This is a genomic window from Pseudomonas sp. MPDS, assembly GCF_013283895.1.
Classification (GTDB): Bacteria; Pseudomonadota; Gammaproteobacteria; order Pseudomonadales; family Pseudomonadaceae; genus Aquipseudomonas; species Aquipseudomonas rhizophila.
In genome coordinates this window covers 3,267,125-3,294,041 of the sequence record NZ_CP054128.1, presented here as the reverse complement: position 1 = coordinate 3,294,041, position 26,917 = coordinate 3,267,125, and the positions used below count along the sequence as shown (strand labels likewise).

25 protein-coding genes are annotated in these 26,917 nt (G+C 61.7%); 14 read left to right on the top strand and 11 right to left on the bottom strand.

Annotation, left to right across the window (positions count from 1 at the left end):
- Positions 1 to 337 precede the first annotated feature (337 nt).
- Entirely contained in the window at positions 338 to 1,927 is a 1,590-nt protein-coding gene (locus HQ912_RS14495; protein ID WP_076384583.1) for an ABC-F family ATPase, read from the top strand.
- A 338-nt stretch (positions 1,928 to 2,265) separates the two neighbouring features.
- A complete protein-coding gene (locus HQ912_RS14490; protein ID WP_047229121.1) occupies positions 2,266 to 3,459 on the top strand; it encodes an MFS transporter in 1,194 nt (397 codons plus the stop codon).
- A gap of 60 nt (positions 3,460 to 3,519) precedes the next feature.
- Here the strand turns inward: HQ912_RS14490 and HQ912_RS14485 are convergent, their stop codons facing one another.
- Entirely contained in the window at positions 3,520 to 4,128 is a 609-nt protein-coding gene (locus HQ912_RS14485; protein ID WP_173406936.1) for an FMN-dependent NADH-azoreductase, read from the bottom strand.
- 129 nt (positions 4,129 to 4,257) lie between these two features.
- Between HQ912_RS14485 and HQ912_RS14480 the strand changes: the two genes are divergently transcribed.
- Both HQ912_RS14480 and HQ912_RS14475 read left to right on the top strand, forming a co-directional pair.
- Positions 4,258 to 5,166, top strand: coding sequence for a LysR substrate-binding domain-containing protein (locus HQ912_RS14480; RefSeq protein WP_047229123.1), 909 nt, complete (start codon positions 4,258 to 4,260; stop codon positions 5,164 to 5,166).
- Positions 5,163 to 5,516, top strand: a complete 354-nt coding sequence (locus tag HQ912_RS14475) for an MmcQ/YjbR family DNA-binding protein (RefSeq protein ID WP_047229124.1) — start codon at positions 5,163 to 5,165, stop codon at positions 5,514 to 5,516. The genes HQ912_RS14480 and HQ912_RS14475 overlap by 4 nt, the downstream gene beginning before the upstream one ends.
- Before the next feature lie 3 nt (positions 5,517 to 5,519).
- On the opposite strand, the gene HQ912_RS14470 is transcribed toward HQ912_RS14475, so the two are convergent.
- Positions 5,520 to 5,930 carry a DUF1294 domain-containing protein gene (locus HQ912_RS14470; RefSeq protein ID WP_076384581.1) on the bottom strand — a complete coding sequence of 137 codons (411 nt, stop codon included), beginning with the start codon at positions 5,928 to 5,930 and terminating at the stop codon, positions 5,520 to 5,522.
- Positions 5,927 to 6,757 carry an undecaprenyl-diphosphate phosphatase gene (locus HQ912_RS14465; RefSeq protein WP_047229126.1) on the bottom strand — a complete coding sequence of 277 codons (831 nt, stop codon included), beginning with the start codon at positions 6,755 to 6,757 and terminating at the stop codon, positions 5,927 to 5,929. Before HQ912_RS14465 ends, HQ912_RS14470 begins: the two co-directional genes overlap by 4 nt.
- Positions 6,758 to 7,027: 270 nt before the next feature.
- Between HQ912_RS14465 and HQ912_RS14460 the strand changes: the two genes are divergently transcribed.
- Entirely contained in the window at positions 7,028 to 8,662 is a 1,635-nt protein-coding gene (locus HQ912_RS14460; protein WP_047229127.1) for a methyl-accepting chemotaxis protein, read from the top strand.
- On the opposite strand, the gene HQ912_RS14455 is transcribed toward HQ912_RS14460, so the two are convergent.
- Complete coding sequence (locus tag HQ912_RS14455) at positions 8,652 to 9,545, bottom strand: AraC family transcriptional regulator (RefSeq protein ID WP_160892357.1); 894 nt, start codon at positions 9,543 to 9,545, stop codon at positions 8,652 to 8,654. The two genes, HQ912_RS14460 and HQ912_RS14455, sit on opposite strands and share 11 nt — an antisense overlap.
- Positions 9,546 to 9,793: 248 nt before the next feature.
- Between HQ912_RS14455 and HQ912_RS14450 the strand changes: the two genes are divergently transcribed.
- Together HQ912_RS14450 and HQ912_RS14445 are read left to right on the top strand one after the other, a co-directional pair.
- A complete protein-coding gene (locus HQ912_RS14450; RefSeq protein ID WP_047229129.1) occupies positions 9,794 to 10,567 on the top strand; it encodes an L-iditol 2-dehydrogenase in 774 nt (257 codons plus the stop codon).
- 193 nt (positions 10,568 to 10,760) lie between these two features.
- A complete protein-coding gene (locus HQ912_RS14445; protein ID WP_047229130.1) occupies positions 10,761 to 11,612 on the top strand; it encodes a CAP domain-containing protein in 852 nt (283 codons plus the stop codon).
- A gap of 114 nt (positions 11,613 to 11,726) precedes the next feature.
- Here HQ912_RS14445 and HQ912_RS14440 read toward each other — a convergent pair whose 3' ends face one another.
- Positions 11,727 to 12,605 (bottom strand): LysR family transcriptional regulator, encoded by an 879-nt coding sequence (locus tag HQ912_RS14440; RefSeq protein ID WP_076384573.1) that lies wholly within the window; start codon positions 12,603 to 12,605, stop codon positions 11,727 to 11,729.
- A gap of 101 nt (positions 12,606 to 12,706) precedes the next feature.
- Between HQ912_RS14440 and HQ912_RS14435 the strand changes: the two genes are divergently transcribed.
- The 3 genes from HQ912_RS14435 to HQ912_RS14425 are packed head-to-tail and all read left to right on the top strand — an operon-like array spanning position 12,707 to position 15,734.
- Positions 12,707 to 14,053 carry an acyclic terpene utilization AtuA family protein gene (locus HQ912_RS14435; protein ID WP_173406935.1) on the top strand — a complete coding sequence of 449 codons (1,347 nt, stop codon included), beginning with the start codon at positions 12,707 to 12,709 and terminating at the stop codon, positions 14,051 to 14,053.
- Positions 14,053 to 14,376: a hypothetical protein gene (locus HQ912_RS14430; RefSeq protein ID WP_171061361.1), complete on the top strand. Its 324-nt coding sequence runs from the start codon at positions 14,053 to 14,055 to the stop codon at positions 14,374 to 14,376. Before HQ912_RS14435 ends, HQ912_RS14430 begins: the two co-directional genes overlap by 1 nt.
- Before the next feature lie 50 nt (positions 14,377 to 14,426).
- On the top strand, positions 14,427 to 15,734 hold the full coding sequence (locus tag HQ912_RS14425; RefSeq protein ID WP_173406934.1) for a CitMHS family transporter: 1,308 nt from the start codon (positions 14,427 to 14,429) through the stop codon (positions 15,732 to 15,734).
- Positions 15,735 to 15,757: 23 nt separating this feature from the next.
- Here the strand turns inward: HQ912_RS14425 and HQ912_RS14420 are convergent, their stop codons facing one another.
- A complete protein-coding gene (locus HQ912_RS14420) occupies positions 15,758 to 16,651 on the bottom strand; it encodes an NAD(P)/FAD-dependent oxidoreductase (RefSeq protein WP_173406933.1) in 894 nt (297 codons plus the stop codon).
- A 147-nt stretch (positions 16,652 to 16,798) separates the two neighbouring features.
- On the opposite strand from HQ912_RS14420, the gene HQ912_RS14415 reads away from it, so the two are divergent.
- On the top strand, positions 16,799 to 17,233 hold the full coding sequence (locus tag HQ912_RS14415; RefSeq protein WP_047229136.1) for an Rrf2 family transcriptional regulator: 435 nt from the start codon (positions 16,799 to 16,801) through the stop codon (positions 17,231 to 17,233).
- 106 nt (positions 17,234 to 17,339) lie between these two features.
- Here HQ912_RS14415 and HQ912_RS14410 read toward each other — a convergent pair whose 3' ends face one another.
- From HQ912_RS14410 to HQ912_RS14395, 4 genes are all read right to left on the bottom strand, one after another.
- Complete coding sequence (locus HQ912_RS14410; RefSeq protein ID WP_173406932.1) at positions 17,340 to 18,797, bottom strand: amidase; 1,458 nt, start codon at positions 18,795 to 18,797, stop codon at positions 17,340 to 17,342.
- 17 nt (positions 18,798 to 18,814) lie between these two features.
- Complete coding sequence (locus HQ912_RS14405; protein WP_173406931.1) at positions 18,815 to 20,074, bottom strand: MFS transporter; 1,260 nt, start codon at positions 20,072 to 20,074, stop codon at positions 18,815 to 18,817.
- A gap of 10 nt (positions 20,075 to 20,084) precedes the next feature.
- A complete protein-coding gene (locus HQ912_RS14400) occupies positions 20,085 to 21,017 on the bottom strand; it encodes a transporter (protein ID WP_076384567.1) in 933 nt (310 codons plus the stop codon).
- Positions 21,018 to 21,086: 69 nt separating this feature from the next.
- A complete protein-coding gene (locus HQ912_RS14395; RefSeq protein ID WP_076384565.1) occupies positions 21,087 to 22,079 on the bottom strand; it encodes a helix-turn-helix domain-containing protein in 993 nt (330 codons plus the stop codon).
- A 151-nt stretch (positions 22,080 to 22,230) separates the two neighbouring features.
- On the opposite strand from HQ912_RS14395, the gene HQ912_RS14390 reads away from it, so the two are divergent.
- On the top strand, positions 22,231 to 23,241 hold the full coding sequence (locus HQ912_RS14390) for a GlxA family transcriptional regulator (RefSeq protein ID WP_047229184.1): 1,011 nt from the start codon (positions 22,231 to 22,233) through the stop codon (positions 23,239 to 23,241).
- Between the two features lie 25 nt (positions 23,242 to 23,266).
- Here HQ912_RS14390 and HQ912_RS14385 read toward each other — a convergent pair whose 3' ends face one another.
- The gene (locus HQ912_RS14385) at positions 23,267 to 24,208 is read right to left on the bottom strand and encodes a LysR substrate-binding domain-containing protein (RefSeq protein ID WP_076384563.1); all 942 of its coding nucleotides are present in this window, start codon (positions 24,206 to 24,208) and stop codon (positions 23,267 to 23,269) included.
- 562 nt (positions 24,209 to 24,770) lie between these two features.
- Here HQ912_RS14385 and HQ912_RS14380 point away from each other — a divergent pair.
- On the top strand, positions 24,771 to 26,222 hold the full coding sequence (locus HQ912_RS14380) for a sensor histidine kinase (RefSeq protein WP_173407541.1): 1,452 nt from the start codon (positions 24,771 to 24,773) through the stop codon (positions 26,220 to 26,222).
- Positions 26,219 to 26,869 (top strand): response regulator transcription factor, encoded by a 651-nt coding sequence (locus HQ912_RS14375; protein ID WP_139050025.1) that lies wholly within the window; start codon positions 26,219 to 26,221, stop codon positions 26,867 to 26,869. Before HQ912_RS14380 ends, HQ912_RS14375 begins: the two co-directional genes overlap by 4 nt.
- Positions 26,870 to 26,917: the final 48 nt, after the last annotated feature.

The window sequence follows — 26,917 nt, the reverse complement described above, 5'->3', positions numbered from 1 at the left end:
GCGTAAGTGAGACGGCAATTTAGCCACAACTCGTAACCAAAGGTTATCCCTGCGTTGTGAAAAACTGTCTTGCCTGGGTTACACCCTATCGTTAACGCGGCCAGATCAGTACAATTGCCGCCAAACATTACGCGCCCCCTTTTTGGCCGATACCGGATTCCGGCTTCGGCGTACGTCTATTTGGGTCAAGCGCTCCGTATGCTGCTGTCCTCTTATGCCGGATGGACCCTTGCGCTTGCGACCGCGAAGCTTTCGCGCGGTCGGGACCTGCGCAAACAGGTACTGAACAGGTACTGCCGCACCCTTAGCTACTCTGAATGTTCCGCAGGATAAACCTTTGATCTCTACAGCTAACATCACGATGCAGTTCGGCGCCAAGCCACTGTTCGAAAACGTCTCTGTCAAGTTCGGCGCGGGTAACCGCTACGGTCTGATTGGCGCCAACGGTTGCGGCAAGTCGACCTTCATGAAGATCCTCGGCGGCGACCTCGAACCGTCCGGCGGCCAGGTCATGCTTGAGCCGAACGTGCGCCTGGGTAAACTGCGCCAGGACCAGTTCGCCTACGAAGAATTCACCGTGATCGACACCGTGATCATGGGCCACGAAGAGCTGTGGAAGGTCAAGGCCGAGCGCGACCGCATCTATTCGCTGCCGGAAATGACCGAAGAAGACGGCATGGCCGTGGCCGAGCTGGAAACCGAATTCGCCGAAATGGACGGCTACACTGCCGAGTCCCGTGCCGGTGAACTGCTGCTGGGCCTGGGAATTGGCATCGAGCAGCATTTCGGCCCGATGAGCGAAGTGTCGCCCGGCTGGAAACTGCGGGTACTGCTGGCCCAGGCGTTGTTCTCCGACCCGGAAGTGCTGCTGCTGGACGAACCGACCAACCACCTGGATATCAACACCATCCGCTGGCTGGAAAACGTGCTGACCCAGCGTTCGAGCCTGATGATCATCATCTCCCACGACCGTCACTTCCTGAACAGTGTCTGCACCCACATGGCGGACCTGGACTACGGCGAGCTGCGCCTGTTCCCGGGCAACTACGACGAGTACATGACCGTGGCGACCCAGTCCCGCGAGCAACTGCTGTCGGACAACGCCAAGAAGAAAGCGCAAATTTCCGAACTGCAATCGTTCGTCAGCCGCTTCTCGGCCAACGCCTCGAAGGCCAAGCAAGCCACCTCCCGTGCCAAGCAGATCGACAAGATCCAATTGGCCGAGGTCAAGCCATCGAGCCGTGTCAGCCCGTTCATTCGCTTCGAACAGACCAAGAAGCTGCACCGTCAGGCGGTCATTGTCGAAGGCATGGCCAAAGGGTTTGACGGCAAGCCGTTGTTCAAGGACTTCAGCTTCACCGTCGAAGCCGGCGAGCGCGTGGCGATCATTGGCCCGAACGGCATCGGCAAGACCACGTTGCTGCGCACCCTGGTCAATGAACTGGAGCCGGACGCCGGTACTGTGAAATGGACCGACGCCGCGGAACTGGGTTACTACGCCCAGGACCACGCCCACGACTTCGAAGACGACGTCAACCTGTTCGACTGGATGGGCCAGTGGACCCAGGGCGGCGAACAACTGGTTCGTGGCACCTTGGGCCGCATGCTGTTTTCCAACGACGAGATCCTCAAGTCGGTCAAAGTCATTTCCGGTGGTGAACAGGGTCGCATGCTGTTCGGCAAGCTGATCCTGCAAAAGCCGAACGTGCTGGTGATGGACGAACCGACCAACCACTTGGACATGGAATCCATCGAGGCGCTGAACCTGGCGCTGGAAAACTACCCGGGCACGCTGATCTTCGTCAGCCACGACCGTGAGTTCGTATCGTCCCTGGCCACCCGCATCATCGAGTTGAGCGCCGATGGCGTGATCGACTTCAGCGGCACCTATGACGATTACCTGCGCAGCCAGGGTGTGCTGATTTAAGAGCAGCGTCGAGTTGTAAGCTTCAAGCTGCAAGTGAAAAGCCCTGTCCGTTGTGACGGGGCTTTTTGTTTTCAAGGTAGAACCGCTTGTGGGAGCACAGCTTGCTTGCGATTTGGCCGTTTCAGTCGACTTGGTATTGGCCGACCTACCGTCATCGCGAGCAGGCTCGCTCCCACAAGGAACCGATGTTCTTCCAAGCCCTGCGGCCAGTGTGGGAGCGAGCCTGCTCGCGATAGCGTCGGCACTATCACCACCCGGGCAAACCGTTAGCCTGCTTTCTTTTATTCCCGCCGCGCGCCATGATGAGCCCCTCTTACCGCTGCCCGCGAACGAGCCTCATGCCAACACACCCATCCACCCCCAGTTCCCTGTCGATCACCTGGCAGATCATCTCCATCGTCTTCTATACCTTCATCGCCTTTCTCTGCATCGGCCTGCCGATTGCCGTGTTGCCGGGCTATGTCCACGAACAGTTGGGCTTCAGTGCCGTGGTGGCCGGGCTGACCATCGGCTCCCAGTATCTGGCGACGCTGCTCAGTCGGCCCATGGCCGGGCGGCTGTCGGACAGTATCGGCACCAAGCGGGCGATCGTTTATGGGCTGTACGGGATCGTCCTCAGTGGTTTGCTGACGTTGCTTTCGACGCTGCTGCAAAGCTTTCCACTGCTGAGCCTGTTGATCCTGATCGCCGGGCGTTTGCTGCTCGGGGTGGCTCAGGGCCTGATTGGCGTGGGCACCATCAGTTGGTGCATGGGCCAGGTGGGGGTCGAACACACGGCCCGCTCGATCTCATGGAACGGCATCGCGTCTTATGGGGCCATTGCCATCGGCGCGCCGCTGGGAGTGGTAATGGTCAGTGAGCTGGGCTTTGTCAGCCTGGGGATCGCCTTGTCGCTGCTGGCCGGCGCGGCGCTGCTGTTGATACGCAACAAGCCATCGGTGCCGGTCATTCGTGGCGAGCGCCTGCCCTTTTGGGCGGTGTTCGGGCGTATTGCACCGTACGGGACGAGCCTGTGCCTGGCGTCGATCGGCTACGGTACGCTCACCACCTTCATCACGTTGTTTTATGTCAGTCGCGGCTGGACGGGTGCAGCCTGGTGCCTGACGGTGTTTGGCGTCTGTTTCATCCTGTCGCGCTTGTTGTTCATTTCCAGCATCGCCCGCTTCGGAGGCTTCAGGACGGCCATTGCCTGTATGTGTATAGAAACCCTGGGGCTGGTGTTGCTATGGCTGGCGCCTTCTACCGCGTTCGCGCTGATTGGCGCGGGGCTGGCCGGTTTCGGGCTGTCGCTGGTGTATCCGGCGTTGGGTGTGGAAGCCATCAAACAAGTACCGAATACCAGCCGTGGCGCAGGACTGAGCGCCTATGCGGTGTTCTTCGATCTGGCGCTGGCGATTGCCGGCCCCTTGATGGGCGCGGTGGCGTTGAATCTGGGGTATTCCTCGATCTTTTTCAGTGCGGCACTGCTGTCGATCATCGGACTGGGGCTGACTTTACTGCTGCGGCGCCGTACCGAAACAGCCGCTTATTGATCGACCTTGTGCAAACCCACCAGGCCGGTTCGCCCAGGCCTGGTGTTTTTTGCGCGGTCTTTAAGCTGCGGCGAATTGCTCGCTGATCTGCAGCTTGGCTTCGTTCATGGCTTTGCTGCGCATTTCGTCACCGTAAGCCAGGCCCTCGGCGCGAACGAACTCGATGTCGGTAATGCCGAGGAAACCGAACATGACCTTCAGATACTCCTCATGCGCCACGCCGCTTGGCTGGCCGGCATGCAGGCCGCCAGAGGTGGAGACGATCACCAGTTTCTTGCCACCACACAGGCCTTCGGGGCCGGCTTCGGTGTAGCGGAAGGTTTGGTCGGCCACGGCGATACGGTCGATCCAGGCCTTGAGTTGAGTCGGAATGGTGAAGTTATACATCGGCGCTGCGATGACCACCGCGTCCGCCGCCAGGAATTCGGCCATGGTCGAGGCACTGAGATCAGTCTCGTGCTTCTGGGCGGCGTCGCGCAGTTCAGCGCTGGTGCCGGCGGCGATCAGGGTCTGGGCGGAAAAGTGGCTGATGGCATCGGCCGCCAGGTCGCGGTAGGTCACGACGACGTCCGCTTCGGCAGCTTTCCAGGCCTCAACCACGTCACGGCTCAGTTGGCGGGACGCGGAATTGTCGCCCAGGATGCTCGAGTCAATGTGCAACAGTTTCATATGAGTGCTCTCCAAGTGAGGATCGCGACCAAGCGATCAATTGAGAACAATCCTATCGATGAAGCCAATAGCCGATAAGTCAGTATTAATGCGATAGTTCGTTCCACTGACAGGACAATAGAACTCGATATGCAAGACCTCAATGATCTGTACTACTTCGCCAAAGTGGTTGAAGCCGGTGGTTTCGCCGCGGCCGGACGCCTGTTGGGTATTCCCAAGTCGCGGCTGTCACGACGTATCGCTGAACTGGAAGAGCGCCTTGGCGCCCGACTGCTGCAACGTACCACCCGCCAGTTGAAGCTCACGGCCGTTGGCGAGCGTTATCTGCGCCATTGCCAAGCCATGCTGCTGGAAGCCGAGATGGCCGATGAAGCCGTGGCGAGCATGTCCACTGAGCCGCGCGGGCGCCTGCGGGTTTCCAGTCCGGTGGGTTTGGCTCATCAGATGCTGGGCGGGGTGATCGCCAGCTTCCTGGAAAAATTCCCTCAAGTGCAGCTGGAAATGATGCTGGTCAATCGGCGGGTAGACCTGGTGAGCGAAGGCATCGACGTGGCATTACGCGTGCGCGATCTGGGGGACGAAGACCCGCTGCTGATGACGCGACGGCTGCGTCAGGCGCGGCTGATCATGGTCGCCAGCCCGGCGTTCGTCGCAGGACGGCAGATCAATACCCCGGAGGATCTCAAGAAACTGCCGATACTCGGGGCGCTGGATGCCGATCGCCTGGTCCACCTGCGTCTGCTCAAGGCCAACGCAGAGCCCGTCGAACTGGCCCTGGAAGCCCGGCTAGGCATCGACGACTTCATTGTGCGCCGCGCCTGCGCCCTCGCCGGCCTGGGTTTCACCTTGTTGCCGAGCATGTATTGCGAGGAGGAACTGCAGGACGGCACACTGGTGGAATTGTTGCCCGAGTGGTCGCTGCCGGACGGCTGGCTGCAGGCAGTCTACCCGCATCGACGCGGCATGCTGCCGGCGGTACGCGCGTGGATCGACCACTTGGTAGAAGCATTCGATGGCTGTGGAGATAGAAAAATATGAGCTTGAGCGAAGAGGATGTCGCGCAGTTCTGCCTGGGTTTGCCGGGCGCCAGGGAGGACTACAAATGGGGCGGCGTGCGGGTATTTTCCATTGCCGGCAACAAGATGTTCGCCCTGCAGAACCTGCGGGGCGAATCACTGGCGTTCAAGGTGGACAAGGATCTGTTCCTGGGGCATTGCGACCGCCCGGGGATCCACCCGGCGCCCTATCTGGCGCGGGCTCAGTGGGTCATCATGCAGACGCCCTACCCGCTGGGCGCCGATGAACTGCGTGGCCTGCTGCAGCGCTCCCACCAACTGGTGGTGAGCAAGCTGCCCAAGCGCACCCAGGTGGGTTTGCTGCTGTCGTGAAGCTCAGAAAAGCATCAGCAGATGACTGCCCAGGAATAACTGGTCGATCCAGAACACCTGGTGCAGCAACACGATGAACCAGAACACCACCTGAAACGACACCTTGCGAGTCTTGTGGCGAAACACTTGCTGAGCCAACAACGCCCCGGGCCAGCCCCCGGCCAGCTCCACGGCGTGCAATACGTTTTCCGGGGTGCGCCAGGCGTCAGCGCGGGCCTTGCGCTTGTCGCTCCAGTACAACAGAAACGCCACCACGCTGACGAGCCCGTAGGCCGTCAGCGGCACCCAGGACTCCGCACGCAATCCGAGCAAAAGTGATCCGAGCAGCGGCAAGGCGCACACCAGCGCAAATACCACGAGCTTGAGCCGCAAACTCTGCACGGCTGGGCCCGGCTCACGGCCTGGACGGCTCATGGCTGGGCCGCCGTCCAGTCCACCCAACCGAATTGCCAGGTGGCCAGAATCAACAGGCCGAAAGCGATCCGGTACCAGGCAAATACGGCGTAACTGTGGCTGGCGATGAACAGCAACAAGCCCCTGACCGCGATCATGGCGAAAATGAACGCCGTGACGAAGCCGATGGCGAACACCGGAAAATCCGCCGGCACAAACAGCTCGCGATATTTATAGCCGGAGTAGACCGCCGCGCCGACCATGGTTGGCATCGCCAGGAAGAATGAAAACTCGGTCGCGGTCTTGCGCGACAGCCCGAACAGCAAGCCACCGATGATGGTCGAACCTGAGCGGGAGGTGCCGGGAATCATCGCAAGGCACTGGGCGAAGCCGACTTTCAGTGCATCCTTCCAGGTGATGTCGTCTACCGTTTCGGCGTGCACTGTGTGCTGGCGCTTCTCGGCCCAGAGCATCACGAAACCGCCCAGCACCAACGCCATGGCCACCGTGATCGGGTTGAACAGGTATTCATGGATCAGGTCTGCAAACAACACGCCCAATACCACAGCGGGCATGAAGGCAATCAGCAGGTTGGCCGTAAACCGACGAGCGCTGGGCTGGGTGCGCAAGCCCAGTACTACGTCGAAGATCTTGCGCCGAAACTCCCACACCACCGCCAGGATCGCCCCGAGCTGGATAATGATGTTGAACGCCATCGCGCGCTCGCCGCCGAACTCGAGCAAGTCCGCGACAATGATCTGGTGCCCCGTACTGGAGATCGGCAGAAACTCCGTCAAGCCTTCTACCACGCCAAGAATCAGTGCCTGAAAGGCGGTCCACAAATCCATTCATCCCCCAAAAGACTATGCTTGCGCACGTCTCATCAAAATTTAAGCGTTATGCAGGTGTAAACAGCAGGCGCACGGTGACTGCGATTTCTCAAAAAAACCAATGAAAAAACCGGAACAGGCTCAGGTTTTGCGCCGCGGGGCCGAAATCCTATCAGACAAGCCCTGATAACGCTGCCGCGTTATGACTCAGGACACAAAGGCATACCCGCCCGACGCCAGACTCAGGCGGCCGCAGATGACAAGAATAAGAAACCGGAGTGACAGCGTATGAATAGCTTGCGCAGTGTGTCGATCAGCCGACGCTTGTGGCTCATCTTGGTCGTGTCCATCGTGATGTTGTTCACGTTAGGCGCGTTCATGCTTAAGCAGATCCACACCGACCTGTATCAGGCCAAGGTGCAGAAAACCCAGCATGTGGTCCAGACTGCCAGCGGTGTGCTGAGCTACTACCATGGTCTGGAAACGGCTGGCACCCTGACTCGCGAGGTTGCGCAGAAGCAGGCCCTTAGCGCGGTGCGCGGCTTGCGCTATGACCAGAGTGACTACTTCTGGATCAATGACCTGACGCCTGTGATGGTCATGCACCCGACCAACCCGAAACTCGAAGGCCAGAACCTCTCGGCGATTCGCGACCCGAATGGTTTTGCGCTGTTCAACGAGATGGTCGCCATTGCCAAGGCCAAGGGCGCCGGGATGGTGGATTACCTCTGGCCGAAACCGGGCGCCGAGGCGCCGGTGGCGAAAACCTCTTACGTCAAACTGTTCGAGCCGTGGGGCTGGATCATCGGTTCAGGCGTGTATGTCGATGACGTGGAGGCCGAATTCCGCTCTCAAGTGATCAAGGCTTCGCTGATCGGCCTGGCGATCACCCTGCTCATGGGCCTGCTCCTGACCCTGATCGTGCGCAGCATCGTTCGGCCGTTGCAGGAAACGGTCAATGCCATGGCCAACATTGCCAGCGGTGAAAGCGACCTGACCCGCACCCTCGACACCCACGGCCAGGATGAAGTGACGCAACTGGCCCGGCATTTCAATGCCTTTACCGCCAAACTGCGCGAAGTAGTCAGCCAGTTGCAGGACTCGGCCAGGGCCCTGGGGCAATCGTCCAACGACCTGGGTAACGACGCCGCCCAAGCCCAGGAGCGCAGCCAGCAACAATCGCAACAGATGGAACTGGTGGCGACTGCGATCAACGAAGTGACCTACGGCGTGCAAGACGTCGCCAAGAATGCCGAACACGCCGCCAGCGAAATGCGCGACGCCGAATCCCAGGCCCAGCAGGGCCAGGTGAATATCGATGGCAGCTTGCAGCAGATTGACCGACTGTCCCAGACCATTGATCAGGCGGTCGAGGTGATTCGTACCCTGGCCAGCGAAAGCACCCAGATCGGCAGTGTGCTGGAGGTGATCCGCTCCATTGCCGAGCAGACCAACCTGCTGGCCCTCAACGCCGCGATCGAAGCGGCCCGCGCCGGTGAACAAGGTCGGGGCTTTGCCGTGGTGGCCGATGAAGTGCGGCTGCTGGCCCAGCGCACGCAGAAGTCCACCGCCGAGATCCAGGCGATGATCGAACGCTTGCAGAACCACTCCGAAGCGGCGGTGAAAGTCATCAGCGACAGCAGCCGTGCTTCGCAATTGACCATTGAACAAGCCGGGCTGGCCGGCGCCAGCCTCAACGCCATCGGTCAGGCCCTGCGCAATCTCAACAGCCTGAACGCCTCCATCGCCAGCGCCACGCTGCAACAGGCCCATGTGGTGGAAGACATCAATCAGAACGTGACCCAGGCCGCCGGCCTCTCCCACAGCACCGCCCTGGCGGCTGAACAATCGAGCCTGGCGAGTACCCGTCTCAAGTCGCTGAGTGAGCAATTGAACGGGTTGCTGAAGCAGTTCAGGGTCTAGCTGATCGATACTCGCTGGGCGTCTGGTGCATCTCAATGCGAAAGTGCCGATTGAAGTTGGACAGGTTGTTGTAACCCACCTCAAAACAGATATCGGTCACCGGCATTTCACTGTGCAACAGCAACCGGCAGGCTCGCTGGACTCGGAGCTTGCGCATCAGGTCAATGAAACCGTGTCCGGTGATGCGTTTGAAGAAACGCGAAAAACCGGGCTCGCTCATGCCCAGTTGCCGAGCAATCACCGACAGGCGCAGGTCACCCGTGAGTTCAGTCTGCAGGTACTCGAAGGCCTTGTGGATGCGTTCGGAACTGCGGGCATCCAGACTGGGTGCATAACAAGGGCTGGCCAGGCACTGGGCCTGCTCCTGCGGGGCGAGATTGAGTGTGTTGAGCAGTTGGAGAAACAATGCCAGCCGCCCGAGTCCCTGGGCCGGGCCGATGCTCTCCAACAGCCTTGCGGCGTTCACCGCGGTGTCGCCGCTGAAGACCAGACCTCGTCGTGCCCTTTCGAACAGCGGCTGTAAATCCCCGAGTTCAGGTAGCGTCCGGCGCAGGCTCAACAGCGTTGCGCCATCGAATTGCAGCACCACGTCCCTTCCAGCCAGGTACTCGCCCGGGGCCAGGTCGCCCATCCAATCGTGGGGCAAGCCCGGGCCGATCATCGCCACGTGGCCGGGGCCGAATGGACCAATATAATCGCCCGCCAGCAATTTACCGCTGCCCCGACGAATGAGATGGATCTCGAATTCGGGATGGTGGTTCCAGCGCGCCAGCGGATACGGATAGTCGTGCTCATACCAGCGAAAACTGTGCTCGGGCTCAGGCAGGATGACTTCAAGTTCGGCGGGTGGCTGCTCGAACAGGGGCGTTGGGTGATCAGGCATGTCGCGCGTCTCTATCGCTGTAGGCAGCACCTTACGCTCGGCGCGCACCGGTTCACCAGCCCTGACCTGATCGTCCACCGATACTTTTTTAACCCGGCCAAGGGACACGTCACGGCGTTAAAAAAAGTACCAGCCGATGATCCCTCCTGCGTTTGTCCGGCGCCAATGGCGCTGCTGTAATCGGCACGTCATTGATGGTGAGCCGCGCTCCCCTGCTGTTTATTTTGTCATTCGAGACAGGACAACCCATGAAACGACTGGAAGGAAAAAGCGCCCTGGTCACCGGTGCTGCCCGTGGTATTGGCAGGACGTTCGCCCAGGCCTATATCAACGAAGGGGCTACTGTGGCGATTGCCGATATCGATCTTGGAAGCGCCCAAGCCACCGCCGCCGAACTGGGCGACAGCGCCTACGCGGTCAAAATGGACGTCACTGAACAAGCTTCGATTGACCAGGCCATCGAGGCGGTCGTGGCCCGGACGGGCAAGCTCGATATCCTCGTCAATAACGCAGCGCTTTTCGACCTGGCGCCTATCGTGGAGATTACGCGCCAAAGCTACGAACGGCTGTTTTGCATCAATGTCGCCGGCACACTGTTCACGCTGCAGGCCGCCGCCCGGCAGATGATCCGCCAGGGGCATGGCGGCAAAATCATCAACATGGCCAGCCAGGCCGGCCGACGTGGAGAAGCTCTGGTGGCGGTGTATTGCGCCACCAAGGCTGCGGTGATCAGCCTGACCCAGTCGGCCGGCCTTGATTTGATCAAGCATCGAATCAACGTCAACGCCATTGCCCCTGGTGTGGTGGAGGGTGAGCACTGGGATGGTGTGGATGCGCTGTTCGCCCATCATGAAAACCTGCCCCTGGGAGAGAAAAAGCGTCAGGTCGGCGCGCAAGTGCCCTATGGCCGGATGGGCACCGCGCAGGATCTGGTGGGGATGGCGATATTCCTGGCCTCGGCGGAGAGCGAATATGTGGTAGCACAGACTTATAACGTCGATGGCGGGAACTGGATGAGCTGATAATTCGCAAGTTTTGCCCTTGAATCGACGGAGATGGACTTATTTGCCTGAAAATTGATCCCACTACTTGAGGATTGTCCCAAACGGTACCCAACGGTGCCGTTGCAAGGGATTTCAAGAGAGCGTGAATACCGTTGCCCCAGCCGGGCAAAAATTGCGCATCATAGGCGCCGTCCGCTCAAGGGAGATTTACATGCGTGCCATTTCATCCGTCATGCGTCTTATCGGGCTGTCGCTGGGGCTGGCCTTCGCCACCAGTGTCCTGGCCACCGAAGAGACGCAACTGGTCGAGTCCATCAACCTTTATCGCAGTCAGTCGCAAAGTTGTGCGGATCAGGCCTCTCTGGAGCTACCGCCGCTGGCCATGGATTCGCGGCTGATCCTGTCGGCCAACGGCATTGGTGACCTGCAGCAGGCGTTGGCCCGCACGGCCTACCCGATGGTCAACGTACAGGCCATCAGCCTGTCCGGGCCACGGGACGCGCAAGCCGCGATGAAGGCCGTGCAGGAAAGCTTCTGCCAGGTGGTGCTGGATCCACAGTTCGTCGACATCGGCGTCAGTCGCCTGGATCGCGAATGGCGCATCGTGTTGGCGCGCCCGCTATTGTCGGCGCGTCTGGGAGACTGGCAAGCCGAAGGTCAGAAGCTACTGAAGCTGATCAACAGTGCGCGTGCCCAACCGCGCCGCTGCGGCACCGAAGCCTTCACGGCGACGACGCCGCTGGCCTGGAACGCTACGTTGGCCCTGGCCGCCGTGAACCACACTCGGGCCATGGCCAACAACAACTTCTTTGACCACAAGGATCGCGACAGCCGTATGCCGGGCGACCGCGCCGAGTTGGCCGGTTACCTCGGCCAATTGATCGGTGAGAACATCGCCGCCGGACAGGATACGGCCCTCAAAGTGGTGGACGGCTGGCTGGCAAGCCCCGGTCATTGCGCCAATCTGATGAACCCGCAGTTCAAGGAACTGGGCGCCGGCTATGCGGTGGATCCGAAGAGCGATGCGGGGATTTATTGGACCGCGATGTTTGGCACCCAATAGCGTTTGATCAGATCGCTTGGCACTGGCGGCAATCCCGCTATCGCGAGCAGGCTCGCTCCCACAAGGGTTCTACACACTGTGGGAGCGAGCCTGCTCGCGATGACCATGGAACTGTCATTGCTGACGCAGCGTCTGCCGCAAATGCTGCATGAACTGGCTCAACGACGGCGACTGGGCCACTGGCTTGCGTTGCAACAGGCCGATCGAACGCTTGCCGGGCTGGTCGATGGCAATCACCTCGCATTGCTCGCCAATATTGAACACCGCCGTGCAACTGGCCGGCAGCAGGGAAAATCCCAACCCTTCGCGTACAAGCGCAGTGGCGGTACTCATGTGCGCCACCTCCCAAGCCGGCTCAGGCTCGACATTCAGGTAGCGCAACGCTGCGTCGGCCAAGGGCCGGATGCTCGTGTCGGGAGTCAGGGCAATGTAGGGCCTGCGTTTCCAGTCGTCCAGACTGTCGCGCTGATGATCCTTGTGGGTCAGCAACACCAGATTGTCATCCAACAGGCGCACGAAGCTCAGCCCGGACAGGTCGTCGGGTAACGAGGTAATGCCCGCGTCCACCTCACCGCGCTGCACCCACCCCATGATCTCCCCGGCCCGACCATCCAGTACGCTCACCCTTACACCCGGATGTTTGCGCTGGAACGAAGCGATGACCACAGGCAGGAACGAAGCGGCGGCCGTGGGCAGTGCCGCCAGGCGAAGGGAGCCACGACTCAGGCTGAGGGTGTCGCGGGCGTCCCGTACGGCATCGTCCATGTCCCTGAGCATGCGCCTGGCCTGGGGCAGAAAGTGTTCACCGGCCAGCGTCAGTTCGACACTGCGGGTGTTACGCGCCAGCAACTGCAGACCCATGGTCTCCTCCAGTTTGCGGATGCTGTAGCTCAGCGCTGGCTGGGACAGGTGAAGCTGTTCAGCGGTGCGCGTGAAGCTTGAGGTTTCAGCGATCAGGATAAAGGCACGAAGCTGTCGGAAAGAAACGTTCATGGCCGTACTTATAAAGATAATGGATCAATTGATTCTACCTTTAAAATTCACAGAACAATCCATGGCCGCCACTATGGGCCATCCCATCAGTGGAAACGGACATGACAAAAACAATTCTCGTCGGATGCGGCGCCGGTTTTGCCAATGATCGCCCGGACGCCGCCTTGCGCCTGGCCCAGGACCTGGCGCAACGAAACGGCCAGCGCTACATCATGCTGGAGTTGCTGGCCGAACGGACGCTGGCCGAAGCGCAACTGCGCAGGGGCCTCGATCCTCAAGCCGGATACGCCTCTCGCCTGTTCGATTTCCTCGAGCCGATGCTGGATGTGTGTATCGACTCCGGCATCCCCATCATTACCAATGGGGGGGCAGCCAATCCCAGAGCCGCCGCGCAGCGCCTGCGAGCAACACTGGCAGGACGCTATCCGAGTTTGAAAATTGCCTGCGTACTGGGCGATGACCTGCTGGAAGAAACCACACCGCGCTTCAAGCAATGGCTGCCCGTGGACCCGGCAGACGTGGTTTCGGTCAACGTCTACACCGGTGCCGACGGCATTCATACGGCGCTGCAAGAAGGTGCCGGTATCGTGCTGTGCGGGCGAGTGGCCGACCCTTCGCTGGCGGTGGGCGCGATTCGCCATGGACTGGGCTGGGCCGCCGACGATTGGCAGAAAATGGCCATCGCCACCGCGACCGGGCATTTGCTGGAGTGCTGCACCCAGGTCACCGGCGGGTACTTTGCCCACCCTGGGATCAAAGAGATTCCGGACCCGGCGAACCTCGGTTGCCCCATTGCCGAAATCCATGAAGATGGGCGTTTGATCATCGGCAAAACCCAGGGCTGCGGGGGCTGCGTCAGCGAGCAAACGGTCAAGGAACAATTGCTTTACGAGGTGCATGATCCGCGCCGCTACCTGACCCCGGACGTGGTGCTGGACCTGGGGCAGGCCCGCGTCCGGGACCTGGGTGAAGACCGCGTTGAGATCAGCGGCCTGCTGGGCCATCCGCGCCCCGATACGCTCAAGGGCCTGGCCGGTGTGCGTGGGCTCTGGTTCGGCGAGGCGGAAATTTCCTATGCCGGCCCCGGTGCCGTGGCCCGTGCCGCCCTGGCCCGGGAAATTCTGCTGCAACGTTTTGACCGATTAGCGCCAGGCGTACAGCCCTGGATCGATTTGTCGGGTGTCGCCAGTCTGTTCAATGACCACGGTGGCCGCTATCTGCAACAACGACTGGCCCTGGCGCCGGCCCTTGATGATGTGCGTGTGCGCGTCGGCCTGACCCATACCGACCAGGCAATGGTTCAGACGCTGTTGGCCGAGGTGGAATCGCTCTACACCAACGGCCCGGCCGGCGGTGGCGGCGTGCGCCGGCACCTCGCTGAAGCCGTCACCACCCGCAGCTTCCTGCTGCCGCGTAGCGAAATCCACACGACCCTGGAGTGGTACTGATGAACCTGGTCACCCTCGCCGACTTCGCCCACGCTCGTGCCGGAGACAAAGGCAATATCCTCAGCATTGCGGTATTCCCCCTCGATCCGGCGCACTACCCATGGTTGCTGCGCGAACTGACCTGCGAACGAGTCGCCGAACAATTCGCCACGCGCCGGCCTGCCAAGGTGCATCGCTATGAACTGCCGAACCTGCATGCGCTGAATTTCGTCCTCGAAGACGCCCTGGAAGGCGGCGTAAACCTCAGTTGCGGCCTGGACCGCCACGGCAAGAGTTTGAGTTATCTGCTGCTGTCCCTGCGCCTGCCCCAACCACAGGGCTGAAGGACTCACGCGCCCGTACCGTCGACAACAATAAAAAGAGAGGCTGCACCATGATTACAACGTTGGGTTTTTTGATGATGCTGGTCATCATCGGGCTGATATTGCTGCGCAGGATCAGCCCCGTCGTCGCCTTCACCACCCTCCCCGTCGCCGCTTGCCTGCTGGCCGGTTTCAACCCCGGACAGATCGGCGAGTTCATCAAGGCCGGGCTGATCACCGTGGCGCCCACCGCCGCGCTGTTTCTGTTTGCCATTCTGTTCTTCGGGATCATGCGTGATCGCGGGCTGTTCGACCCGCTGGTCAACCTGCTGATCCGCAGTACCGGTGGCAAGCCGCTGGCTGTGGCGCTGGTCACGGTGCTGGTGACGTCAGTGGTGCATCTGGACGGGGTGGGCGCCGCGACATTTTTACTGACCATTCCGGCGCTGTTGCCGTTGTACAAGCGCCTGAACATGAGCCCGGCCATGCTGTTGTGCCTAGTGGGCACCACCGCCGGGGTCATCAACATGGTGCCTTGGGGTGGCACCACCGCTCGGGCTGCCGCAGTTTCCGGGCTGGACGCCACGGAGCTTTGGCTAGGTTTACTGCCGGTGCAGTTGGTGGGGCTGGTCTGCATGTTGCTGGTGGCCACCGTGCTGGGCTCGCGAGCCCAGCGTCGCCGGCCAATGTCACTGGGAGCGGCCGCCAGCGTCGATCTGGACAGTCTGTCCACCGAAGGTCGCGAGTTCGGCCTCTCGCCCCGCAACCTGCGGTACTGGCTGAACGTGGCCCTGACCGGCGCGATCCTGGCTTGCCTGTTCACCGGTATCTTTCCGCTCTATGCCTGTTTCATGGTGGGATTGGGCATTGCCCTGCCGCTGAACTTCCCTTCCCTGGATACCCAGGCCGAACGTCTCAAGGCCCACGCATCCGATGCCCTGCAAATGGTGCTGGTGATGATGGCCGCCGCCGTGTTGCTGGGGGTGCTGTCCGGGGCAAAAATGTCCGACGGCATGGCCTTGGCGCTGATCGACTTTCTGCCTGGCGGATCCGCTCAGTACCTGCATGTGATCGTCGGATTCTTTGGCGTTCCCCTGGGGATGATCTTTTCGCCGGACGCCTACTACTTTGCCCTGTTGCCGGTGATCAGGGATGTGGCCGCCGCCGCGGGCGTTCCCCTGGAAGCGGTGGCCCGGGCCATGCTGATCGGTGAAAACACCGGTTTCTCCATCAGCCCGGTGGTGCCCAGCGTGTATCTGGCCCTGGCGTTGTCCGGCGTCGAGTTGCGCAAACACATGGCCTACACCTTTTTCTGGGCCTGGGGCGTCAGCCTGGTGATGCTCGCCTTCGCCGTGGCGACCGGGGCGGTACAGGTTTAGGGTTCAGCGCGGGGATCGGGTTTTCAGTGTGCGCCGAAGATCAACGATCGGTGCACGCCCGATCCCGCCCGCACACCATCGCCCACCGACAGTGCCACCGAGCCGAACGGCATGGCCGCATCACCACAGGCAAACACTCCCGGCACGCTGGTTTCGCGGGTCATGTCAGTCTGGATGAAGGCACCGAGCGGGCCGTCCTCGAACTCACACCCCAGAGATGCGGCCAACGAGCTGCCCACGCGGGTACGGGGCAAGACGAACAGACCATCGATGGCAACTACGCGCCCCCCTTCCAGGACCACATTGGCCCGCTCGCCTTCAATGCGTTCGACCGGTTCGGCTACCAGCGTCACCCCACGTAGTTCCAGGCTGGCCCGCTGCTCCGGGTCGGGCTCGAATACGCCATTGGTGAAGAACGTCGTCGGCCCCCAGTCGGGAAGCATCAAGGCGTGGTGCAGCGACATTGGCGACGTCGCCAGCACGCCTATCGGCCCTTGGTCCAACTCATAGCCGTGGCAGTAAGGACAGTGGAAAACGCTTTTGCCCCAGCGCTCAGCCAGGCCTTGCACCGCCGGCAAATCATCGACCACTCCGGTGGCCAGCAGCAGGCGTTGGGCTTGGAAATGTTGCCCACGGGCAGTTTCCAGGGTGAAGCCGCCCTCCTCCTTGCGCGCCTGGACCACGGTGTCCGACACCCACTCCACCGTCGGATAAGCCATGAGCTGGGCGCGGGCATCCTCGGCGATGTCAGCGGGTGCGCGGCCATCCTGGCCAAGAAACCCATGGGAAGTCGCGGCGAACCGGTTACGGCGTTGCCCCCCATCGATCACCAGCACCTTTCGCCGAGCCCGTGCCAGTTGAAGTCCTGCCGACATACCCGCGTAGCTGCCGCCTGTAATGATGACGTCGTAGCCCATGATCTTTCTCCAAGGGTGGTTTTCGAAGGACCGCTAAAGTCTCGACACATCGTAAGTTCCTTGAAAAGCGTCTGTCAACGATCTCGTAACTTTTGCAATTACAGGCGATACTCCACCCCGTCTCAACCACAGAACAATGCCGTTACCATGAGAAACGACACGCGCCTGTCCCGCATGCTTCATGTACTCATCCACATGGACCGTCACCAGCAATCCGCCACCTCCGACACCATCGCGCAGATGCTCGGCACCAACCCAGTGGTGGTGCGCCGGACCATGGCGCTGCTCAAGGAACAGGGCTATGTCACGTCAGAGAAAGGCCATCGCGGCGGCTGGACGTTGAGCAAATCCCTGGCAGAGATGACCCTGCTCGACATCCATCAGGCCTTGGGTAGCACGTCGATTTTTGCCATCGGCCTGTCCACCGATCACCCGCAGTGCCTGGTGGAACAAGCGGTGAATGCGGCGCTGACGGATGCGTTCGATGAGGCTCAGGCGTTGCTGCTCAAGCGTTTGGGCAGCATCACTCTGGCGCAGTTAGCGGAGGATTTTGATCAGCGTTTTAGGGAGGGGCACGGCTGAGTGGTGGGAAGCGGGCCTGATCAGGCATCGAGATCGGCATTCCATCGACGCTGGATGTGCCGTGCTTGGAACCGGCCCGCTTCACTTTATTGAGACATCGCCGCCTTCAACGACGACAGGCGTTCACCGCAGGCACCCGGCCACGCCACGGCTGGGCGCGTTCCAATTGCGCGGCCAGGGCCAGCAGGGTGCTTTCTTCGCCAAAGCGACCGGCGAAGTGCGCGCCCATCGGCAGGCCGTTGCTGCTCCAGGACAACGGTACGGACATCGCCGGCTGACCGCTGGCATTGAACAGCGCGGTGAATGGCGAGTAGCTGTGGTAACGCTCCAGCAGTTGATCGAGGCTCATGCACACGTCCTCAACGTCCAGCTCGCCAATCGGTACCGGTTCACGGGTCAGGACCGGGGTGAGGATCAGGTCGTAATCGTGCATGAACGTCGCCAGTTGTCGACCCAGGGTATGAATCCACTCCACTGCAGCCGCGTACTGGGCGCCGCTGACGTTGCCCTTGTCCCGCAGGATGATCCGGGTGCGCACCTCCAGCTCCTCGGCCTGTACCGCGAACCCGCGCATCTGGCCCAGCAGGTCAACGTAATGGCGAGTGCTTGCGCCGATGATGGTGAAGACCTGATCGAGAAACTCCGGTAATACCACCGGCAGGTTTACCGGTTCGACACGGTGGCCGAGGGACTCACACAACCGCGCCGCCTCGCCTACGGCCTGCAGGCTCTGTGGCGATGTTGGCCAGGGACCGAGTTGCTCCACCAGGGCAATGCGCAACGGTTGCGGATCGCGCTGCAACGCCGTCACATAGGGCAACGTCTGGACCGGCGCGGCATAGGGCGCTCCCAGGTCCATTCCGGCGGTGGCGTCCAACAGCGCGGCGCTGTCGCGCACCGACAAGGTGATCGCATGGGGCGTGCCCATCCCCGCCCACCCCTCGCCGATCATCGGCCCGGACGGCAGCAGGCCGCGGCTTGGCTTGAACCCGAAGACGCCACAGCATGACGCCGGCACGCGCAACGACCCGCCGCCATCGTTGCCGTGGGCGAACGGCACGACCCGGGCCGCCACCAGCGCTGCTGCGCCACCGCTGGAACCACCGGCGCTGTGACGGGTGCTCCAAGGGTTTCGGGTGGCGCCAAACCGTGAAGATTCGGTGGAGTACGACGTGCCAAACTCCGGTGAAGTGCTGGTGCCCATTACCTGACAGCCCGCACGGCGCAAGCGGGTGACGACTTCGGATTCGAAATCCGCGCGAAAATCGCCCAATGAGCGTGAACCGTTGGTCATTGCCGCCCCCGCAACGGGCGAAAACAGGTCCTTGATCAACGTCGGCACGCCCGCCAACAGACCTTGCCCGACCTCAGGCGTGTCGGCCGCTTCCCGCGCCGAATCGTATAACCGCTCGGCCACCGCGTTGAGCTGCGGTTCGACCCGTTCAAGACGTTCGATGGCCGCCTCCAGCAGTTCGCCGGGGCGGATCTCGCCGCGCCTGACCCACTCGGCCAGTGCGCTGGCGTCTTCGTTGTCCATCAAGTGGTGGATGTCTTGCATGCCCATGCTTCAGATTCCTTGTTTCATGACGATTGACGGGGGCCGAGAGTGGTCGCCTGACCATGGCCTCGAGTACGCAGACCGACAGCGATCCACAGCAGCGCGGCGGCATAACTGGCGACTGCCAGCCATTGGATCGACTGGCGCAGATCGCTGGCGAAGGCGCCCACAGAGGCCACCACCAGCGGACTGACGAACTGGCCGATATACAGAAACGAGGTGAACCCACCCAGGCCACGGCCGCGGGTGCTGGCGGTCAAGGCATTCATCACGGGAGCCATCACGTTGGGCACCAGCAATCCGGAACCCAGGCCCTGAATGAAGACCGCCACCAGCACGGCGTTGTAGCTCTGGGCGCGCATCAGCAGCCAGAGCCCAAGCCCTATCAGACTCAGCAACAGCGCGTTGCAACCGGCAATGCCGAAGCGACGGCGCAGCAAGGGCCACATCAACGAACCGCCCAGGGTCGCCAGCAGGCTCAAGCCTGCCGCCATGCCGATCAGCGTGCTGGAGGTGATGCCCAGGCTGACCAACAGCGTCGGCGCCTGGATCGGCACGATGAAGGTCAGCACCATGCCGCCCAGAATCATCAGGTAACCGATCACCAGCGACCGTACCGCGACCTTGGCCGGACCCGATTCGTCCGCTTGCTGCTCGGCCCTTGGCCGCTTGGCCATCGACGGCTCCCACAGCACCTTCATCATGGCGGGCACCAGCAACAATGGCAGCAGGTACAAAAGGAACGGCGAGCGCCACGAATGCTCCCCGAGCGCCCCACCCACCACAAAAAACAGCGCTCCCACCAGGCCGATGGTCACCACTTGCCGGTTGACGTAGCGCAAGCGCTCTTCGCCGTGCCAGTAGTCAGCAATGAGGGCCGCGCAACAGGTCATCACCGCCGCCTCGGCGCAGCCGAACAGCAGCCGGGTGCCGACAATCGCCGGCAGGTTATCGAGCATCGCCGGCAGCGCGCCGAGCACTGCGTAGAGCAACGTGGCAATCACCAGCAGCGCCTTGCGCCCGACCCGGTCCGCCAGCCAACCGGCCAACGGCGCGCACAGGGCAATGGTCAGGGCCGGCCCGGTGATCGCCAGCGGCACCAGCAGATCGGCTCGCGGCTCCATGGGACCGAATTCGGCGCCCAAACGGGGCAAGATGGGTGCGACCATCACCGAGCCCATGATGGTCAGGCTGCTGCCGAGCATCAGCACCAGCCCTTCACGCCGACCCGTGGCCTGGCGTGACGGGGCTGCGGCCGTTGAAATGGAACTTGATTGGTTCATGGGAGCCCCTTTAGAAACTGTGAGAAATGCGCAGTGCCGTGGTGTAGCCCTCGGCACGGTTACGCGCGTCGAACTCCTTGTAGACGTGCAGCCATACCGGCGGCATACCGGGCTTGAAGTAGCTCACCGCCGGCCCGACGGCCATCACCCGGGCGCGATTGCCCGATTGCAGCCCTGGCGCATCGTCATCGCTGAACTGGCGGTAGTAATACCCGCCCACGCCCACGGTCCAGGGCCCGACGTGCTGGCCCACCGCGAATTCGTGGCGGTACTCGACGCCGCTCTTGTAGTCAGTGGCCGGGTTGCGTGTGTTGATGTCGACTTCGAAACTGGAAGACACTTCGAAGCCGCTGTCGGAGATGTAAGTGGCGTTGAGGATCGGCGAAAAGGTCCAGTGGTTGAGCCCCGGTGAAATCAGCCGGTTCTTGTCATAGTCGCCAGTCGGTGCCTGGATCTGGAACTGGGTGTTGACGAACAGGTTGGGCGATAGGGTCCACTGCAGGATCAGCGGCAACAACTGGATGTCGGCCATGCGAAACGGATCGGCCGCAAGGTCCAGCGGACCGATAGGCGTCTGCACCTGTACCGAAGCGTCCATCTGGAAGAACGGCACCACGGCGCCGAAGCCATATTTGGCGCCCAGCACGGTGTAATCGGTCATGCGCATATAGGCGACGCCGATGGACAGCACATCCAGAGAGAAATTGTTGTCCACGGACTTGCCGTGGCGGTCCTTCTGCACGTTGGCCGAATAGAACGCGGTGCGCAGGCCGACGGTGCCAAAGGGCGTGGCCGGCGGCATCATGCCCGCGCCGAAATCATAGACCCCGACCGCCGTGGTCGGCGCGCCGTTTTCGGTGCCATGGGCAGCGCCCCCCATACCGATCAGCCCCAAGGTCAACCAAGTACAGCGCCAGGCGTTTGCTTTTTTATTTTGATTCATCGAATGCCCCTCCAACCCTGTGGTGTTGGGGTCATCCTAGGGAGCCGGCCGGTCAGCCGTTATCCGTTTTCAGCACAGATGCGTGCGACGCAGGGTTTGGGAAGGTGTCTCGCCGAACAGCACCCGATAATCGCTGGAAAAGCGGCTCAAGTGCCAGAAGCCCCAGCGTGCCGCCACCTCCTGGACGCCCAGGGCCTGATCCCCGTTGCGCAGTTCACGACGCACGGCATTGAGGCGCAACGCCCGTAAATAGGCCACCGGATTGATACCCAGGGTTTCCTGGAAGCAATACTGCAGTTTGCGTCGGCTGGCCCCGATGTGGTTGCACAGGTCGAGGATCGACAGCGGCTCATCGACATGGGCCAAGGCGTACTCCCGGGCGCGGTCGACCATGCGCTTGCGCGCCGTGGGATTGAGCGGCGGTGCCTCGTCCGGTGCCACCAGTTCCAGTATGTGCAGCATCACCGTGTCACGCAGGCCACGACGAATCGACTCGTAACCCAGCAACGAGTCACGCCCCTGCTCGCCCCCTTCAAGCTCATCGAATAACGCCGCAAGCTCGGCGGGCAGCGTCGAGTTGCCGAGACGGTAACACTTGGGAAGATCGGTAATTCGAAAGCGGCTGCCTTGACGTTCCAGCACATGCTCCAACGCCTGCTCGTCGATGGCGACACCGAGCAGATCCAGATGTTGGGGCGTGCGCAGCTCGGGCAGGTTATGCCCACGGGCGACCAACAGGCTGGGCTCGACAATCGGGTGCCCGGAGCAAAAGACCGGCCCGTCCGCACTCAGCGGCACGCTGAAGGTGATGGCGCCCTCCCAGGCCGTGCCTTGCTTGGTCAGAGCCTGATTAGAGCGGTCGCGCACCAGTTGCATCCACTCCGAGCGGAACTCGATCAACTCGCCGTCGAAGCGCCCGGGGGTCAACTGGTCGTAGCAAACCTGCCAACCGCCCATGTTCCGGGCGTGCTCGTCGATGTCTGTGGTGCGGAACCGATTGATCGGCAGCATCGGCAGTCCCTCCGACGAGACCGCTGGTTGCGCCATGTTGTCATTGTTCATTGACCCGACCTTTGATGATTCCAGGGCTTATGGATCAAAGCTCAGGCAAGTTCCATTCCGCTGGGTAGGCCATTCGTTCAATTGTGCCGAAAACGGATAGACTCTTTCACCGGCCCTGACAAACACCCCGCGCGAAACGATCATGAACGAGATGACCCTGGATGTCGGCCTCGCCGCCGAGTCCATTTCCCAACCGCGCACCCTGGTATTCCTGGCCTATCCGCAGATGGGCTTGCTGGACCTGACCGGCGCCCAAACAGTGTTCTGGGCCGCCACCAAGGCCATGACCGAACGCGGCCTGCCCGGCTACGCCATGCACACCGCCAGTCTGGCAGGCGGATTGATGCAAAGCGCCGAAGGCCTGGTCGTGGATACCCGTGCCCTGCGGGAGCTCGACGGGACGCTCATCGATACGCTGATTGTCCCCGGCGCACCGGACATTCGGCAGGCGATGATCGACTGTGTCGATCTGGTGCAATGGCTGCGCATTGCCTCGGTCCAGGCCAGGCGCACCGCATCGGTGTGCAGCGGCACTTTCCTCATGGCCCAGGCCGGCTTGCTGGACGGACGCCGGGCCGCCACCCATTGGGCCATGTGCGAGATGCTCAAGAGTGGTTTCCCGTCGGTTGAGGTGGATCTTGATGCGATCTTCATCCAGCAGGACAACGTCTGGACCTCGGCCGGTGTCAGCGCGGGCATCGACATGGCCCTGGCATTGGTCGAAGCCGATTGCGGTCGCGACGTGGCCCTGCAGGTGGCCCGTGAGCTGGTAGTGTTTCTCAAACGCCCCGGCGGTCAGGCGCAGTTCAGCCAACTGTTGCAATTGCAGATGCAGGAGAGCGCCGGCTTCGATGAACTGCACGTGTGGATTTGCGCACATCTGGACGACAACAACCTCACCGTCGAGCGACTGGCCCGCGAGGCCAGGATGAGCCCGCGCAATTTTGCCCGGGTCTACAAACGCCAGACCGGCCGCACCCCGGCCAAAGCCATCGAGATGTTCCGCCTTGAGGCGGCGCGGCGAATGCTGGAAGACTCTCAGCGCAACATCGACCAGATCGCCCGCGCCTGCGGTTTCGGTGACGAGGAACGAATGCGTCACACATTTCAGCGTCACCTGTCGATTTCCCCCCGCGAGTATCGCAGCCGGTTTTCCCGTTAAGCGCGAAACTTGCGCTACTGGCCTGTCAGGCCACTTTCCAGGATCGCGCCTGCGAGTCGCCCTGCTCAGCCAGGAGTGCGCTGCAACGGGAGCGCAGCCAACGCTCCCCCGGATCATTGTGCGAAGCACCGCGCCAGACCATGGAAAGCTCGTGCTGGGGCAAACAGATCGGGGCCGCTTGAGCCCGCATGCCAGCCAGCACGGCCATCGCCAGGGCAACGTAATCCGGCACGATAGCAATCATGTCGCTCCCGGCCAACAGCACGGGCAAGGCGCTGAACTGCGGCACGGTCAACACCACCCGGCGCTGTCGGCCCATCAGGCATAACGCCCGGTCCGAATCATCGATGACATTGCCCATGGACGACACGACGGCATGGGGCCGACGGCAGAATTCATCCAGGGTCAGTTCGCCGGGCTGCGAATCGGCGCGCAGCAGCATCGGTCGAATCGGCCGCAGCGTCTTGCGCCGGGCATTGGCCGGCAGCTCCAGGGTCGGGCTGATGCCCAGGGATATCTCGCCGCTGGTCAACAGCTGGGACACCTGCCATTGATCGGCCCGGCGCACCACCAAGGTGGTGCCCGGTGCCTCGACCCGCAGGCGCCGCAACAACTCCGGCAGCAGTGCGTACTCGACGTCATCGCAAAGGCCGATATGGAAGGTCGCCTCGCTGGTGGCTGGCTCGAACGCCTGGCAGCGGCTCAAGGCTGCGGCGATGCTGTCCAGCGCCGGTGATAGATTGGAGAAGATTTCCCGCGCCCGGGAGGTCGGTTCCATCAACCGCCCCGAACGGATGAACAAGGGATCATCGAACATCAACCGCAGGCGTGCCAGGGCACTGCTGATCGTTGGCTGGCCGAGGAACAGCTTTTCGCTGACGCGGGTCACGTTTCGCTCGTGCATCATGGTTTCGAAGACCACCAGCAAATTGATGTCAGCACGACGCAGGTCATTTCTGTTCATCATCGTCGTCGCCCCAGGCGCCAGGCCATTGAGTCAGGAGTGGACAAGATCATCGCCTGCGTCCTCCATCAAGGCCTACGGCGACGAGGTGTTGAAAGCGTAATCCCCGAGGCAAGCCAGTGTCTGTTGTACGTGGGGACACTCCACCCACCCTTTGGGCGGCTTCATCGATACTTCGGTATATACCAAGCCCTGTGGCGAACACTGCCTTTGTGGCGAGGGGATTTATCCCCGTTGGGCTGCGCAGCAGCCCTAAAGCAGTGAACTCAATCTTCCTGGCACACCGAGTTGCCTGGTTTGGGGGCCCCTGCGCAGCCCAGCGGGGATAAATCTCCTCGCCACAAATAAAGTATTGGCACGGCCTGGCGGAATTTCAGGGTTTTATGTCCTACCTCAGCCCAAGCGGCGCTTCTAAGATACGAACCGATGCTCTGTCCCCCGACATCCCAGAGCGAGACCACGTAAAAACAAAAGGTCTGCCAGCGTGCCCCTACCCTCCGCGATGCTCAAGAACGTCTATGACAGCCTGCGATACGCCCCATGCCAGAAGGGGCCGCGACTGTCGATGGGAATCAGTACCCATCCGCTGGTCAACGCCCTCGGCTGGCTGGTAGGCCTGGTGGTGGCTTGCGGGATTGTCATCATCAACTCCGAGACCCATTCCGACCTGGCGCCGACCCTGCTGTACATCACCTTGTTATTGATGGCGGCCAACCTGTTCTCCATCAATCTGGTGATCACCGTCGCGCTGATGTGCATGGGCTTGCTCACCGCGATGTTCTTGTACAACGGCGGCTATCACCGCTGGGAATCGACCACCGGTTTCTTTCGCTGCCTGACCGCATTGTCCGCCATTGCGTTCCTGGCGCTGCGCAGCAAGCAGGCTTCCGACAGCCTGCGGCACAACGAGGCTTATCTGATCGGCGCCCAGCGCCTGAGCCAGACCGGCAGCGTGGGCTTTCGCGGCGATCGCCAAGCGTTGACCTGGTCGCAGGAGTCGGCACGGATTTTCGAGTACTCGCCCAGCAAGACACCGACGGTGTCGATGATGCTGGCGCGCACTCACCCTGAAGACCTGGAGTTGGCACGCGGGGTTTTCCAACAGGCCGCCGCTGGTGAACCGCAGATCGAGGTCAAGCTGCGCCTGCTGATGCCTGATGGGCGCATCAAGCACATCCACATGATCGCCAGCCCCCTGCTCGTCCAGCATGGCCGTTTCCAGTACTTGGGCGCGCTCATGGACGTCACTGCCAGCAAGCAGGCCGAAGACGCATTGTTCCGCGCCCAGAGCCAATTGGCCCACGTCACGCGCTTGACCTCCCTGGGGGAAATGGCCGCGTCCATCGCCCACGAGGTCAATCAGCCACTGACGGCCATCACCAGCAGTGGCGAGGCCTGCCGCCGCTGGCTCAAACGTCCGGAGCCCGATCTCGGGGAAGCCCTGGATTGCCTCGACCGAATCGTCGCCAACGGCTGTCGCGCCAGCGAGGTCATCAGCGGTATCAGAGCGCTGTCGCGCAAATGCGACCCGGTGCGCCAGCCCGAGCCGCTGGACGACATCGTCCGCGAGACCCTGAACCTGGTCCAGCAGCAACTGGCTCATCATAAAGTCCGGGCGAAGGTGGAGCTGGCAGCGACCGACAGCCAGGTCAGCGCAGACCGGGTGCAACTGCAGCAAGTGATCATCAACCTGATCATCAATGCCTGTCACGCCATGGACGCAGTCAAGGTACACGAACGAACCCTGCACATACGCACCTGGATGGAGGATGACGAAGTGCTGCTGGAGCTGACTGACCACGGAACCGGCATTGCCCCCGAGGTCCTGCCGTCCTTGTTCAATGCGTTTTTTACCACCAAGGAAAACGGCCTGGGCATGGGCCTTTCCATCTGCCGGTCCATCATCGACTTCCATGACGGCAGGATCTGGGCGACCAGCGAGGCCGGCCAAGGCACCTCATTCAGATTCGCGCTGCCGCGGCTCACTTGCACCGCTGTATCGGGGAGCGGGCAATGAACGCCATGCAGCCCACGAAACCGGTCCTCGGCAACGAGCCCATCGTTTATATCGTTGACGACGACGCACCGCTGCGCCAAGCCCTCGGCAGCCTCCTGCGCTCCATCGGCCTGCAGGTGCATCTGTTCGATTCGGTCGCACAGTTCATGAACCATTCCAGGCCCGACCTGCCCAGTTGCCTGGTTCTGGATGTACGGCTGCAAGGCACCAGCGGCCTGGAGTGCCAACGGGCGCTGGTCGCGGCCAACGTCCATCTGCCCATCGTGTTCATGACCGGCCACGGTGACATCGCCATGACCGTGCGGGCGATGAAGGCCGGTGCCGTGGATTTCCTCGCCAAGCCGTTTCGCGAACAAGACCTGATCGACGCCGTGACCGCCGCCCATCAACAGGACTGTCGGCGACGCGACGCCGAACGCAGCCATCAGCAGGTGCTTGACCGTTACACTACATTGACCCCGCGCGAGCAACAGGTCATGGCGCTGGCGGCGTCAGGCCTGATGAACAAGCAGATCGCCGGGGAACTGGGCTTGAGCGAAATCACGGTCAAGATTCACCGCGGCCAAGCCATGCGCAAAATGTGCGCAGGCTCGTTTGCCGATCTGGTCCGCATGGCCCAGGTGCTGGAATGGCGCGGCGAGCAGTAGAAAGTTCATACACACGTATACTTGGCGGGACTATTGGACGGCGTATCT